This window comes from Streptomyces sp. SYP-A7185 (genome assembly GCF_046103685.1).
GTDB lineage: Bacteria > Actinomycetota > Actinomycetes > Streptomycetales > Streptomycetaceae > Streptomyces.
In genome coordinates, this window is record NZ_CP122310.1 from 2796601 (window position 1) to 2810207 (window position 13607).

At 70.5% G+C, this 13607-nt stretch carries 12 protein-coding genes; 5 read left to right on the plus strand and 7 right to left on the minus strand.

Annotated elements, in window-relative coordinates:
• Positions 1-9: 9 nt before the first annotated feature.
• Both QBL25_RS12300 and QBL25_RS12305 read left to right on the plus strand, forming a co-directional pair.
• Entirely contained in the window at positions 10-693 is a 684-nt protein-coding gene (locus tag QBL25_RS12300) for a maleylpyruvate isomerase family mycothiol-dependent enzyme (protein ID WP_409057069.1), read from the plus strand.
• 10 nt (positions 694-703) lie between these two features.
• Complete coding sequence (locus QBL25_RS12305; RefSeq protein ID WP_409057070.1) at positions 704-1360, plus strand: MBL fold metallo-hydrolase; 657 nt, start codon at positions 704-706, stop codon at positions 1358-1360.
• Here the strand turns inward: QBL25_RS12305 and aroQ are convergent.
• Positions 1345-1812 carry a type II 3-dehydroquinate dehydratase gene (gene aroQ, locus QBL25_RS12310; protein ID WP_409057071.1) on the minus strand — a complete coding sequence of 156 codons (468 nt, stop codon included), beginning with the start codon at positions 1810-1812 and terminating at the stop codon, positions 1345-1347. The two genes, QBL25_RS12305 and aroQ, sit on opposite strands and share 16 nt — an antisense overlap.
• 79 nt (positions 1813-1891) lie before the next feature.
• Between aroQ and QBL25_RS12315 the strand changes: the two genes are divergently transcribed.
• Positions 1892-3190: an MFS transporter gene (locus QBL25_RS12315; protein WP_409057072.1), complete on the plus strand. Its 1299-nt coding sequence runs from the start codon at positions 1892-1894 to the stop codon at positions 3188-3190.
• Here the strand turns inward: QBL25_RS12315 and QBL25_RS12320 are convergent.
• The 6 genes from QBL25_RS12320 to QBL25_RS12345 all read right to left on the minus strand — a co-directional run bounded on the left by QBL25_RS12320 (position 3180) and on the right by QBL25_RS12345 (position 11560).
• Complete coding sequence (locus QBL25_RS12320) at positions 3180-4277, minus strand: calcium:proton antiporter (protein ID WP_409057073.1); 1098 nt, start codon at positions 4275-4277, stop codon at positions 3180-3182. The two genes, QBL25_RS12315 and QBL25_RS12320, sit on opposite strands and share 11 nt — an antisense overlap.
• Before the next feature lie 158 nt (positions 4278-4435).
• Positions 4436-5425: a TerC family protein gene (locus tag QBL25_RS12325; protein ID WP_409057074.1), complete on the minus strand. Its 990-nt coding sequence runs from the start codon at positions 5423-5425 to the stop codon at positions 4436-4438.
• A 376-nt stretch (positions 5426-5801) separates the two neighbouring features.
• On the minus strand, positions 5802-7760 hold the full coding sequence (locus QBL25_RS12330; RefSeq protein ID WP_409057075.1) for a TerD family protein: 1959 nt from the start codon (positions 7758-7760) through the stop codon (positions 5802-5804).
• A 45-nt stretch (positions 7761-7805) separates the two neighbouring features.
• Positions 7806-8384, minus strand: coding sequence for a TerD family protein (locus QBL25_RS12335; RefSeq protein WP_409057076.1), 579 nt, complete (start codon positions 8382-8384; stop codon positions 7806-7808).
• Positions 8385-8517: 133 nt separating this feature from the next.
• On the minus strand, positions 8518-10650 hold the full coding sequence (uvrB, locus tag QBL25_RS12340; RefSeq protein WP_409057077.1) for an excinuclease ABC subunit UvrB: 2133 nt from the start codon (positions 10648-10650) through the stop codon (positions 8518-8520).
• Between the two features lie 40 nt (positions 10651-10690).
• Entirely contained in the window at positions 10691-11560 is an 870-nt protein-coding gene (locus QBL25_RS12345; RefSeq protein WP_409057078.1) for an MHYT domain-containing protein, read from the minus strand.
• Positions 11561-11808: 248 nt separating this feature from the next.
• On the opposite strand from QBL25_RS12345, the gene QBL25_RS12350 reads away from it, so the two are divergent.
• Together QBL25_RS12350 and QBL25_RS12355 are read left to right on the plus strand one after the other, a co-directional pair.
• Positions 11809-12717, plus strand: coding sequence for a glycerophosphodiester phosphodiesterase (locus QBL25_RS12350; protein ID WP_409057079.1), 909 nt, complete (start codon positions 11809-11811; stop codon positions 12715-12717).
• 108 nt (positions 12718-12825) lie between these two features.
• On the plus strand, positions 12826-13440 hold the full coding sequence (locus tag QBL25_RS12355; protein ID WP_409057080.1) for a methylated-DNA--[protein]-cysteine S-methyltransferase: 615 nt from the start codon (positions 12826-12828) through the stop codon (positions 13438-13440).
• Positions 13441-13607: the final 167 nt, after the last annotated feature.

Sequence of the window (13607 nt, forward strand, 5' to 3'; positions counted from 1 at the left end):
GTCGGGCGCATGATTGATCATGTGCGCGACCTGGCGTCTGTACGTGACGCGACCGACCGGCTGCTCACAGCAGCCACGAAACTGAACAACGATTCGACCGCCGAGCCGTCACGGCTGCCGGGCTGGAGCCGTGGCCATGTCCTCGCCCACCTCGCCCGCAACGCGGACGCGCTCGTGAACGTCCTGGCCGGGCGGCCCATGTATGTGAGCGGCGACGCCCGGGACGCGGACATCGAGCGGGACGCCCCTCGGCCCCTGGCCGAGCAGCTCGTCGACCTGCGCGAGTCCGCGGCGCGGTTCGACGCGGCGGGCGAGATCCCCGCGGACTGGTCCCGCACGGTGGAGCTGCGCAACGGTGTGACGGACTCGGCATCCCGGGTGCCGTTCCGGCGGTGGGTCGAGGTGGAGCTGCACCACGTCGACCTCGGCATCGGGTACGAGCTCGAAGACCTGCCCGGGGAATTCGTGCGACGGGAGACCGACTTCCTGACGGCCCGCTTCTCCGGGCACCCCGAGGTGCCGCCGACGCGGGTGACGGACGGCACGCACGCGTGGACCACCGGCCGGGACGGCGATCCCGAGGTCACGGTCTTTGGCCCCGCGCCGGACGTCGTGGGCTGGCTCTCCGGTCGTCGCGACGGCTCCGCGTTGACGGCCGAAGGGGGCCTCCTGCCCTCCCTGCCGCCGCTATAGGCTGAGGCCCATGACGTACAGCGGAGCAGTGAAGGTCGGCGGCGGGGCGGACGTGCACGAGCTGCAGGACCTGATGATCTCGAAGGTCGCCGTCGGCCCGATGGACAACAACGCCTACCTGCTGCGCTGCCGGGCCACGGACGAGCAGCTCCTGATCGACGCGGCGAACGACGCCAGGACGCTGCTCACGCTCATCGGTGACGACGGCATCACGTCCGTCGTCACCACCCACCAGCACGGCGACCACTGGCAGGCCCTCGCCGCGGTCGTCGAGGCCACCGGCGCCCGGACCTACGCGGGCCGCGAGGACGCCGCCGGCATCCCCGTGCCCACGGACGTCCCGCTCGTGGACGGCGACACCGTGAACGTCGGGCACGTCACCCTCACCGCGCGTCACCTGGTCGGCCACACGCCGGGCTCGATCGCCCTCGTGTACGACGACCCGCACGGCCACCCGCACGTCTTCACCGGCGACTGCCTCTTCCCCGGCGGCATCGGGAACACGCACCAGGACCCGCAGGCCTTCGCGACCCTGCTGGACGACGTCGAGACGAAGATCTTCGGCACGCTGCCCGACGAGACCTGGGTCTACCCCGGCCACGGCAGCGACACGACGCTGGGCGCCGAGCGCCCGCACCTGGCGGAGTGGCGTCAGCGCGGCTGGTGAGCCACCAGCGCCGCCACCCGCTCCACCGCGAACGCGTACCCCTGCACGCCGCATCCCGCGATGACGCCGTCGGCGCGCTGGGAGACGTACGAGTGGTGCCGGAACGCCTCGCGCTGGTGGATGTTGGAGATGTGGACCTCCACCACCGGCATCCCGTCACAGGTGTTGAGCGCGTCCAGGATCGCGACCGACGTGTGTGAGTAGGCCGCGGGGTTGATGACGATGCCCGCGTGGTGCTCGCGCGCCTCGTGGATCCAGTCCACCAACTGACCCTCGTGGTTGCTCTGCCGCAGGTCCACGGTGCCGCCGTGCGCCTGTGCCGCCTTGGCGCAGAGCGCCTCGACGTCGGCGAGCGTGTCCGAACCGTAGATCTCGGGCTGGCGCTGACCGAGGAGGTTCAGATTGGGGCCGTTCAGGATCATGATCGGGGCGTTGGCAAGAGTGCGCGTCATGCCGTCAGCGTACTGACGACGCCTTCCGCACCTCCGCACACCCCCGTAACCGTCCGTCACAGCGGGTAGTTGACGCGGCATGCGCAAGAGCCACTCCCCCGCCAAAACCCCTTCCCTGCCCCGGCTCGCGGCCGCCTCGCTGGCCGGGACCGCCATCGAGTTCTACGACTTCTTCATCTACGGCACGGCGGCGGCCCTCGTGCTCGGGCCCCTGTTCTTCCCGACCTTCTCGCCGCTCGCCGGGACGCTCGCCGCCTTCGCGACCTTCGGGGTGGGCTTCGTGGCGCGGCCCCTGGGCTCCGTCCTCTTCGGGCACATCGGTGACCGGCGCGGGCGGCGGCCCGTCCTCGTCGGCTCGCTGCTCCTGACCGGGATCGCGACGGTCGCCGTCGGCTGCGTGCCCACGTACGACTCGATCGGGATCGCCGCTCCGGTGCTGCTCCTGGTGCTGCGGTTCCTGCAAGGGCTCGGGCTCGGCGGGGAGTGGGGCGGGGCCGTGCTGCTGACCGCCGAGCACGCGCCGGCCGAGCGGCGCGGGCTGTGGTCGAGCTTTCCGCAGATGGGGCCCTCACTCGGGTTCCTGCTCGCCAACGGGATCATGCTGGTCCTCTCGGCGACACTGACCGACGCGCAGTTCGCCGCCTGGGGCTGGCGGGTGCCCTTCTGGGCGGCGGGCGTGCTCGCGGCGGCCGGGCTCGCGCTGCGGTCGTCCCTCGCGGAGAGCCCGAGCTTCCTGGAACTGCGGGAGCACGCGCGCGTGCCGCTCGCCGAGGTGGTGCACGAGCACTGGCGGCTCGTCCTGCTCACGGCGGGCGCGCTCGCCGTCGGATACGCCGTGTTCTACGCGGTGACCACGTGGTCCCTGGCCTACGCGGTGGAGCGGCTCGACGTGAGCCGTACGGTCATGCTGGCCTGCATCATGGCGGCGGTCGTGGTGAAGGGCGCGCTGACACCCGTGGCCGCGCTGCTCGGCGACCGGTACGGGCGGCGGCCCCTGTGCCTGCTGGGCTGTGCGCTCTCCGCGCTGTGGATGTTCCCGATGATCGCGCTGCTCGCCACCGGTGAGCCGCTGCTGATGTTCCTCGGCTTCCTGGTGGCGATGCTGGCCTTCATCACGATGTTCGCCGTGATCGCCGCGTATCTGCCCGAGCTGTACGAGCCGCGGGTGCGCTGCACGGGCGCCGCGGTGGGCTACAACCTGGGCGGGGTCGTCGGGGGCGCGCTGACCCCGATCGTGGCGACGGCGGTGGCGAGCGGCGACGGCACGCCGTGGGGTGTCGCGGCCTATCTGACGGCGGTGGCCCTGCTGAGCCTGGGCTGCTTCGCGCTGCTGCCCGAGACGCGCCCCGTACCGGAGCCCGCCCCCGTCACGGCGTGACCGCGAGCTCCAGGTAGGCCGCGAACAGCACCAGGTGGACACCGCCCTGGAGGAGCGTGGCGCGTCCCGGCACGACCGTGAGGGTGCCGACGATCAAGGTGAGCGCGAGCAGCACCATGTGGGTCGGGCCAAGGCCGAGGACCAGCGGCCCGGAGAGCCAGACGGAGGCGACCGCGACGGCCGGGATGGTCAGGCCGATGCTGGCCATCGCGGACCCGAGGGCGAGGTTGAGGCTGGTCTGCACCCGGTCGCGGCGGGTGGCGCGGACGGCCGCGATGGTCTCCGGGAGCAGCACGAGCAGCGCGATGATCACACCCACCACGGCGTGCGGCATGCCGGCGTTCTCCACGCCGGACTCGATGGTCGGCGAGACGCCCTTGGCGAGGCCGACCACGCCGACCAGGGCGAGGCCGAGCAGCCCCAGGCTGATCAGGGCGGTCCGGGTGGCGGGCCCCGAATCCTCCTCGGAGTCGATGACCTCGCCCTTGCGGGTGATGGGCAGGAAGTACTCGCGGTGGCGCACGGTCTGCGTGGTCACGAACAGGCCGTACAGGACGAGCGAGGCGAGGGCGGCGAAGGTGAGCTGCGCCGTGGAGAACTCCGGGCCCTGCTTGCTGGTGGTGAAGGTCGGCAGGACCAGGCTGAGGGTGGCCAGCGTGGCGACGGTGGCGAGAGCGGCGCCGGTGCCCTCGGACTGGAAGTTGACGATGCGGTGGCGCAGGGCGCCCACCAGCAGACACAGGCCGATGATGCCGTTGCAGGTGATCATCACCGCGGCGAACACGGTGTCGCGGGCCAGCGTGGCGCTCTTGTCGCCGCCGTCGGCCATGAGGGTGACGATCAGCGCGACCTCGATGATCGTCACGGCGACCGCGAGGACGAGCGAGCCGAAGGGTTCGCCCACGCGGTGGGCGATCACCTCGGCGTGGTGCACGGCGGCGAGCACGGCCCCGGCGAGGACGAGCGTCACCACGGCCACCACCACGCCCGGCAGCTCGCGCCCCCAGGTGAGGGCGAGCAGGACGACGGCGAGGACCGGCACGGCCGCGGTCCACTGGGTGGCGAGTGCCCGGAGCCGAGTGATCATGCCTCCGATGCTCTCCCGGGAGGCGGGGCCCCGCTACTTCACGTACGTCAGGAGCGTTCGGTCCCAGAAGCCCGGGAAGTGCGAAAAACACGGGCGGTGGCCCGCGGCGGATCGCCGCGGGCCACCGCCCGTACCGGTAACTCCGGTGACCGGCGCCGTCAGGCTCCGATGCTGTCCTTGGGAGTCTCGTCGGCCGCCTTCTCCGCGGCTTCCTTCTTCGCCTGCTTCTTGGTGGCCATGAGGCTGGTGATCGTCGTGATCACCAGGACACCGCAGATGACGCCGAGCGAGACCGGGATGGAGATCTCCGGGACGTGCACGCCGTTCTCGTGCAGGGCGTGCAGCACCAGCTTCACGCCGATGAAGCCCAGGATGACCGAGAGGCCGTAGCTGAGGTGGACCAGCTTCTTGAGCAGTCCGCCGATGAGGAAGTACAGCTGGCGCAGACCCATCAGGGCGAAGGCGTTCGCCGTGAAGACGATGTACGGGTCCTGGGTGAGGCCGAAGATCGCGGGGATCGAGTCCATCGCGAAGAGCACGTCGGTGGTGCCGATGGCGAGCATGACGACCATGAGGGGCGTCATGATCTTCTTGCCGTTCTTCTGGATGAACAGCTTCGTGCCGTGGTACCGGTCGGCGACGCCGAACTTCCGCTCCGCGGCCTTCAGGAGGCGGTTCTCCTCCCACTCCTCTTCCTCGTCACCGGAGCGCGCCTCCTGGATGAGCTTCCAGGCGGTGTAGATCAGGAACGCACCGAAGATGTAGAAGACCCAGGAGAAGTTGGCGATCACCGCGGCGCCGGCGGCGATGAAGATCGCTCGCAGGACGAGCGCGATCAGCACACCGAACAGCAGCACCCGCTGCTGGAGATGGCTGGGGACCGAGAACTTCGCCATGATCAGGATGAAGACGAAGAGGTTGTCGACACTGAGCGACTTCTCGGTGATGAAGCCCGCGAAGAACTCGCCGCCCGCCTGTCCGCCGCCCCAGATCACCAGGCCCACTCCGAAGAGCGCGGCCAGCACGATCCAGACGACCGTCCAGATTCCGGCTTCCTTGATCGACACGTCATGCGGCTTGCGTCCGATGAAGAAGTCGACCGCGATCAGGGCACACAGACCAATAATGGTCAGTACCCAAAGGGTCATTGAAACGTCCACTGCGCCTCCGGCGTCGTACGGCTACTGATCAGCGTCGTCGCTGCCGGAGGTCTCTTCCACCCGAGGCGGCTCACCGCCCCGCGGGCCGACGCCCCGGGATCGATGGCGATCCGTATTGACGGGCACGTCGCGTTCGGGAGTACTCCCCTCCGCTGCAAGAAGAGTACGCGAAACACCAAGACTTAGTAAAGGGGATGGCAAACAAGAGCCAAAAGGCCAGGTCAGGCGGGGTCAAAAGTCGCTTTACCGTCAGTGGCCCGGATGGCTTCCCGGGCCGTCCGCGGGACAGCGGCGAGTCAGCGGCGGGTCAGCGGCCATCCGTGGGACAGCGGCGGGTCAGCGACCGCCCGCGGACAGCGGCGGGTCAGCGGCCGCCCGTGCGCCGGGCGTGCGCGACCCGGTCGAGAACCTGCTGGAGCACCCGGCTGCCGCGCGGCACCATCGGCGGTTCGTACGTCCAGGCGTGGCCGACCCAGGGATCGGCGAGGTGATCGTCGGCCACCGGGGTCAGACGCAGGAGCGCACGCCAGAGCGGGTCGAGCAGCGGGCCGTACTCCGCGGCGTCCTCACGGTCGGCGACCATCATCAGGTGGACGCCGACCGCCGGGCCCTCGTCCGCGAGATAGCGGAGCTGGGTGACGGCGCGGTCGTCGAAGCCGTGCGGGAAGTCGTTGACGATCAGGAGCTGCTCGGCGGTGTCCAGGTCCGGCGGCAGCGCGTCGGCGGCGCCCGCGCGGATCGCCATCTGGACGAGGTCCACGCGCTGGGTGAGCTTGGCGAGCAGGGCGGAGACGCCCGCCGCGCCCGTGGCCGGCGGCCCGGCGAGCACTCCGGCGGCCGTCAGCGGGGTGAGCGCGGCGGCCGCCGATCCCGCCGCGTCGATGACGTGCACCGAGAACTCGCCCGCGGGATAGACCGCGAGCAGCCGCGCGGCGTGCGCGACCGCGCTGTCCAGGGCGAGGCGGCGCAGCTGGTCGGTGTCGGCCAGGGAGTCCGTGCCCGAGGAGCGGCCGCTGTCGATCCACAGGCCGCGCTCCAGGGGCAGCCGGACCAGCATCGGGATGTGCAGGTCGGGGCGCTCGGGCAGATGGAGGTCGCCCAGGCGCAGGGCCATGGGGATCTCCATGGGCGTGCGGTAGGCGTGCCAGACGGGGCTGTCCCAGCCCGCGTACGCCAGGGGCAGCGCGGGCTCGACGACATCGGACTCGGCGGCGAGCTGGCCCAGGTCGCGGTCGAGGGCGGCCCTGGCCTGGTCGACGAGGAGGCCGTGCTTGGCGCGGGCGGCCTCGCGGGCGAGGTCCCCGGTGTTGCCGATGCGGCTGCGCGGGTCGGAGAGGACCTTGTCGAGCTCCTGGTCCATGCGCGACTCGGCGAAGTCGACGGCGCTGCGGTACGCGGCCGTGGTGCGGGCCAGGTCCTCGAACATGCCCCACACCTGGTTGTAGAGGCGCTCCTCCATGGACCAGCCGGTCGCGTCGCCCGCCACGGGCTGGGCGGCCTTGCCCGGCTCGGCCGGCGCGGCGGTCGGCGGGGGCGGCGGCGGTGCGCTGGTCTGGCGGCTGGGGTGGGTGTAGTTGACCGGGCCGCCGGTGGCGGGGCTCGGGTCACCCGTGGGCTGGTGCGGCGCGGGGGCGGGCTGCGGGGCGGCGGCACCGTCCGGGCCCGGGGTCCCGGGGCCGGGGGCGCCCGGTCCGGAAGCGGCGGGCTGACCGGCCGTGCGGACGCGGGCCTCGTCCGAGGGGCGGGGCGGGGGCGCTGCCACCGAGCGGGCCAGACCCTGGGCCACCGCTTCGTTGATCGTGCCCGCCAGCTCGCGGGCCTGCGGCAGGCCCTGGTCGGTGAGCATGGCGGCCAGGCCGCCCGCGTACCCCTGGCCGACCGCGCGGACCTTCCAGGCGTCCTGCCTGCGGTAGAGCTCCAGGGCGACGACGGCGGACTCGGCGTCCAGGTCGGTGATGGTGTAGCTGGCGACCTCGGAGCCGTCGAGCCCGGTGACGGCGACGAAGGGGGCGGCGAGGGAGCCGAAGCTGACCGGTCCCCCGACGCCGACGGGCAGCGCGAGGAGGACGTTGACCCGGTGCACCGCTTCGGGCACCGCGCCGAGGTCCACCGCGAGGCGGTGGTCGGCGGCGGCCTGCCGGGGCACTTCCAGGCCCGGCAGCGTGGGCGAGCCGGGGTGGGCCACCCAGTCCGTGCCGCGCACCTTGCCCTGGTCGTCGCTGAGCGTGACCCCCGCCACGATCGGCTTGCCGACCGAGACCCGGATCTCCAGACGGGTCTCGGGAAGCGGGTGGTTCTGCCCCCGGACCAGCTCGGCCGTCATCGCCTTCGTCCCCCTCGTGCCCTCGGTGCTTGTGGTGCCGCGCGGCTACAGCTGCGGCAGGATCGACGGCATCAGGTCCTGGAACGTGCGGCCGTTGGCGGGATTGCCGATGGCCGTCATCTGCCAGCCCGCGCCCGCGCGGTGGACCTTCGCCATGATCTGCGCGGTGTACTGACCGCCGCCGTCGAGCGTGTACCGGGCGAGCTCCTGGCCGTTGGTCTCGTCGACCAGGCGGCAGAACGCGTTCTGCACTTCCTGGAACGTCTGGCCCGTGAACGAGTTCACCGTGAAGACGATCTGGTCGATGTGGACCGGGACGCGCTGGAGGTCGACGAGGATCGCCTCGTCGTCCCCGCCCTGGCCGACCCCGCCGACCAGGTTGTCGCCGGTGTGGCGCACGGAGCCGTCGTCGCTGACGAGATGACGGAAGAACACGACGTCCACCGGCTGCTTGTCGGCGAACAGGACCGCCGACGCGTCCAGGTCGACCTCACGCGTGCGCGTGCCGAACAGGCCCCGCCTGGGGGCCGCTTGCCAGCCGAGCCCCATGCGCACCGCGGTCAGGGCTCCCCCGTCGTCCTTCTGCAGGCTGATGGCCTGACCCTTGGTCATGTTGACCGTCACGCGCTGTCCCCTCTCGAACTGCCTGGGCAACCGCCGGTCTGTGCGGTTGCCCAGCACCCTATGCAGAGGCACTGACGGTGCCGTAGCGCGGGAAGCACTTTGTGTCGGTCTTGCAACACACCAGGCAGTACGCCTACGCCTGCCCCGCCTCCCTCATCTGCCTGAGCTCCTTCTTCATCTCTGACACCTCGTCACGCAGGCGTGCGGCGATCTCGAACTGGAGGTCCGCGGCGGCCGCGCGCATCCGCGCGGTCATCTCCTCGATCTGCTCGGCCAGCTCGGCCGCGGGGCGGTTCGTGGGGACCTTTTCGGCGGCCTTGCCCTTGGCCTTGGCCGCCTTGCCGCCGAGCGCGGGCACCGGGGCCTTGGCGGCCGTGGCGTCGGCGCCCTTCGACTTGCGGTAGTCCGTGCCGAGGAGCTGCTCCGTGTCGACCTCCTCGCGCGCGATCGCCGACACGATGTCGTTGATCTTCTTGCGCAGCGGCTGGGGGTCGATCCCCTTCTCCTTGTTGTACGCGATCTGCTTCTCGCGGCGGCGGTTCGTCTCCTCGATGGCCTGCTCCATCGCGGGGGTGACCTTGTCCGCGTACATATGGACCTGGCCGGAGACGTTCCGGGCCGCTCGGCCGATCGTCTGGATCAAGGAAGTGCCCGAGCGCAGGAAGCCCTGCTTGTCGGCGTCGAGGATCGACACCAGGGAGACCTCGGGTAGGTCCAGCCCCTCGCGCAGGAGGTTGATGCCGACCAGGACGTCGTACTCACCGGCGCGCAGTTCGCGCAGGAGCTCGACGCGGCGCAGGGTGTCGACGTCGCTGTGGAGGTAGCGGACCTGGATGCCCAGCTCGAGGAAGTAGTCGGTGAGGTCCTCGGCCATCTTCTTGGTGAGCGTGGTGACCAGGACGCGCTCGTCCTTCTCGGTGCGGGTGCGGATCTCGTGCACCAGGTCGTCGATCTGGCCCTCCGTGGGCTTGACCACGACCTCCGGGTCGATCAGGCCGGTGGGGCGGATGATCTGCTCGACGAAGCCGTCGCCGCGCGAGAGCTCGTACTTCCCGGGGGTCGCCGAGAGGTAGACGGTCTGGCCGATGCGGCCGAGGAATTCCTCCCACTTCAGCGGGCGGTTGTCCAGGGCGGAGGGCAGCCGGAAGCCGTGGTCCACCAGGGTGCGCTTGCGGGACGCGTCGCCCTCGTACATCGCGCCGATCTGCGGGACCGTGACGTGCGACTCGTCGATGACCAGGAGGAAGTCCTCCGGGAAGTAGTCGATGAGGGTGTTCGGCGCGGAGCCGGGCTCGCGGTCGTCGAAGTGCATGGAGTAGTTCTCGACGCCGGAGCAGGAGCCGATCTGGCGGAGCATCTCCAGGTCGTACGTCGTGCGCATGCGCAGGCGCTGGGCCTCCAGCATCTTGCCCTGCTTCTCCAGCTCGGCGAGGCGCTCGGCGAGCTCCTTCTCGATGCCGGTGACCGCCTTCTCCAGGCGCTCGGGGCCGGCCACGTAGTGCGAGGCCGGGAAGACGTACAGGTGGTCGTCGTCGCTGATGACCTCGCCGGTGAGCGGGTGCAGGGTGGAGAGCGCCTCGATCTCGTCGCCGAACATCTCGATGCGGACGGCCAGCTCCTCGTAGACCGGGAAGATCTCGATGGTGTCGCCGCGGACCCGGAAGGTGCCGCGGGCGAAGGCCATGTCGTTCCGGGTGTACTGGATGTCGACGAAGCGGCGCAGGAGCTGGTCCCGGTCGATCTCGTCGCCGACCTTGAGCGAGACCATCCGATCGACGTACTCCTGCGGGGTGCCGAGGCCGTAGATGCAGGAGACGGAGGCGACCACGATCACGTCACGCCGGGTGAGCAGCGAGTTCGTCGCGGAGTGGCGCAGGCGCTCGACCTCCTCGTTGATCGAGGAGTCCTTCTCGATGTACGTGTCCGACTGGGGGACGTACGCCTCGGGCTGGTAGTAGTCGTAGTACGAGACGAAGTACTCCACCGCGTTGTTCGGGAGGAGCTCTCGGAATTCGTTGGCCAGCTGGGCGGCGAGCGTCTTGTTCGGCGCCATCACCAGGGTGGGGCGCTGAAGCTTCTCGATCATCCACGCGGTGGTGGCCGACTTTCCGGTGCCGGTCGCGCCGAGCAGGACGACATCCTTCTCACCTGCGCGGATACGCCGCTCCAGGTCGGCGATGGCCGCCGGCTGGTCGCCGCTTGGCGTGTAGTTGCTGACGACCTCGAAGGGCGCCACCGTGCGTTCGATCTTGGATACGGGCCGCATGGAACCAACCGTACGACCCCGCACTGACAACGGCGTCGGATCACCAGCTCTGCGGGGTCTTCGGGCCGGGGCGCTGCGGGGGCCTGCGGCCCGCCCGCGGGGCGTGGCGGTCGCCCGAGCGCGGCACGGGATAGGGGGCGCGCTGCCCCTGTGCGGCACGCTCCAGGTCGGCCTTGCCCATCACCATCAGCGGGTCGAACATCACGATCACCCCCGCGAGCAGCAGGAAGGCCAGCGGGCCGATCATCATGGGCGCGAGCAGCTCGGCGGGCGAGTCGCCCGCCGTGGGCGGCTCCGACGACGAGCCGTGCAGATGGACGCTGAGGGCGGCCATCCCGGTGTAGTGCATGCCGCTGACGGCGAGCCCCATGACGAGGCTCGCGCCCAGGCTCCAGAGGAATCCCCTGACCTGCGCGGCGGCCCACAGGGCCGCGCTGGCGGCGACGACGGCGATCACGACGGACGCGGAGACCGTGAGGGTGTTGTACTCCAGCGTCCCGCGCAGACGCATACCGGCCATTCCCAGATAGTGCATCGAGGCGACGCCCAGGCCGGTGATCGTGCCCCCGGTGAACAGCGCCGTCCCGGTCGCGCCGCGGTAGCCCACGATGAAGATCCCGATGCCGACCATGACGATGGCGACGGCGAGGCTCGCGAAGGTCAGCGCCTTGTCGTAGTGGATCGGGGCCTCATCGACGCTGAAGCCCATCATCGCGATGAAGTGCATCGTCCATATGCCGGAGCCGATGGCCGCCGACCCGAGTGCGAGCCAGCCGGGCCGCCAGGAGTGCGCGACGAGGAGCGACCTGGTGGTGCACCGCAGGCCGAGCGCTCCGCCGAGACACGCCATGAGGTAAGCCGCCACCGGCGTGACAAGTCCATAGCTGAAACCGTCGACCGTGCCCTGCATGAGCGGTAGCCCTTCCGCCTGTTGTGTCCAAATGCCCGGGATTGCCCCAAGTGGCCCCAGCCGCCCCTGCACTGACAGGCCGTGGGCTGACGCAGAGAGTAAAGCTCACTCCGGAACTTGCGAACGATTTTCCGGGAAAGAAACCCGGTTGTCTCCGTTCAACCTGTGGCCATCCTGCACCTGTCTCGCGTTGGCCGTGGACTGTCACTCTCATCCGGTCAGTGCCCGCAGAGCACGAGGAGACACCGTTGTACGCACGCGTTGCCGCTGCCACCACCGCCGCTCTTCTTGGAGCCGGTGCACTCGCTCTTCCTTCCGCCACCGCTCACGCCGCCGACCAGAAGTCGGCGCAGACGTCCACCCGGACGCCCCTCTCGCACGACAGGCCACTGGTCGTCGCGCACCGGGGCGCTTCGGCCTATGCGCCCGAGAACACTTTCGCAGCCATCGACAAGGCGGCTGACATGGGGTTCCGCTGGGTCGAGAACGACGTCCAGCGCACCAAGGACGGCGAGCTCGTGATCATGCACGACGACAACCTGAAGCGGACGACGAACGTCGAGCAGCTCTTCCCGGACCGCGCGCCGTGGAAGGTCGCGGACTTCACCGCGGCGGAGATCGCCAGGCTGGACGCGGGCAGCTGGTTCGACCCGAAGTACGCGGGCCAGCGGGTGCCGACCCTGAAGCAGTACATGAACCGCGTCTCGCGCAACCACCAGAAGCTCGTCTTCGAGTTCAAGAAGCCCGAGCTCTACCCGGGCATCGAGAAGCAGGGCCTCGACGTCCTGCGCAAGACGGGCTGGCTCGACCGGCACCACGTCAAGAGCAAGCTCGTCATCCAGAGCTTCAGCGCGGACAGCGTCAAGAAGGTCCACCAGCTGCGTCCCGACGTGAAGACCGGCTTCCTCGGCACGCCCGCGGTCGCGGATCTGCCCGAGTACGCCAAGTTCGCCGACCAGATCAACTCGACGCACGGCTCCATCTCCCGTGAGTACGTCGCCGCGATCCACGCCAACAAGGGGCCGCACCGCAAGCGCCTGGAGATCTTCACGTGGACCGTGAACGACGCGGTGAACGCGCGGAAGGTGGCGGGCTTCGGGGTCGACGGCATCATCACGAACACGCCCGACGTCGTGCGCAAGGCCGTCTCCGGCTAGCCGCGCGGAGGCCCGGCGGGCCCGGTGAGCGGCTCGGCGCCCTGCTCCGGCCTGCTCCGGCCTGCTCGGCCGGGTCCGTTGTCAGTGCCCGGTCGTACGGTGGTCCCCATGAACGCCGAGGGGCAGACCGAGGGGCAGAGCGCGGAGCAGGCCGAGGGGCGAGCCGGACAGGACCGGCCGGGTCAGGAGGGCCGGCGGCAGGTGGTGTGGGCCGTCGTCGCGAGCGACATCGGCCCGCTGCTGCTCGCCGCGACCGACGAGGGCCTGGTGAGCGTCGCCTTCCACGCCACGGACGCGGTGCGCGAGCAGGTGATCGAGCGACTCGGCTCCCGGCTGGGGGCCGAGCCGGTCGAGGCACCGGGATCGCCGCTCCTCGCCGAGCCCATACGCCAGCTCGCCGCGTACTTCACGGGCGAGCGGCACGACTTCGACCTGCCGCTCGACTGGTCGCTGATCTCCGGCTTCAACCGCCAGGTCCTGCGCGAACTGACCACCGTTCCGTACGGCGCCGTCGTGGGGTACGGAGATCTGGCCCGCCGCGTGGGCCAGCCCGGCGCGGCCCAGGCGGTCGGCATGGCGATGGGGGCGAACCCGCTCCCGGTCGTGGTGCCGTGCCACCGCGTGGTCGAGCGGGACGGCGGCATCGGCGGTTTCGGCGGCGGCGTCGAGACCAAGCGACGACTTCTCGCCCTGGAGGGCGTACTGCCGGAGCCGTTGTTCTGAGGTGAGCGGTGGCATCCGGACTGACGCGTGCCTGCGCGGGCCGCGTGTCTCGCGTGCCTGGGTAATCCGCGTCTGCGGCGTAACTGGGCGATCCGCACGTCCCGTGTACCCGGGCGATCCGCGTATCTCGCGCACCTGGGCGATCCCCGCGTCCCGCATGCGTAGGC

Coding starts and splice junctions, on each gene's coding strand:
- QBL25_RS12300 (WP_409057069.1), top strand. CDS start 10: ATGATTGATCATGTGCGCGACCTGGCGTCTGTACGTGACGCGACCGAC.
- QBL25_RS12305 (WP_409057070.1), top strand. CDS start 704: ATGACGTACAGCGGAGCAGTGAAGGTCGGCGGCGGGGCGGACGTGCAC.
- aroQ (WP_409057071.1), bottom strand. CDS start 1,812: ATGACGCGCACTCTTGCCAACGCCCCGATCATGATCCTGAACGGCCCC.
- QBL25_RS12315 (WP_409057072.1), top strand. CDS start 1,892: ATGCGCAAGAGCCACTCCCCCGCCAAAACCCCTTCCCTGCCCCGGCTC.
- QBL25_RS12320 (WP_409057073.1), bottom strand. CDS start 4,277: ATGATCACTCGGCTCCGGGCACTCGCCACCCAGTGGACCGCGGCCGTG.
- QBL25_RS12325 (WP_409057074.1), bottom strand. CDS start 5,425: ATGACCCTTTGGGTACTGACCATTATTGGTCTGTGTGCCCTGATCGCG.
- QBL25_RS12330 (WP_409057075.1), bottom strand. CDS start 7,760: ATGACGGCCGAGCTGGTCCGGGGGCAGAACCACCCGCTTCCCGAGACC.
- uvrB (WP_409057077.1), bottom strand. CDS start 10,650: ATGCGGCCCGTATCCAAGATCGAACGCACGGTGGCGCCCTTCGAGGTC.
- QBL25_RS12345 (WP_409057078.1), bottom strand. CDS start 11,560: ATGCAGGGCACGGTCGACGGTTTCAGCTATGGACTTGTCACGCCGGTG.
- QBL25_RS12355 (WP_409057080.1), top strand. CDS start 12,826: ATGAACGCCGAGGGGCAGACCGAGGGGCAGAGCGCGGAGCAGGCCGAG.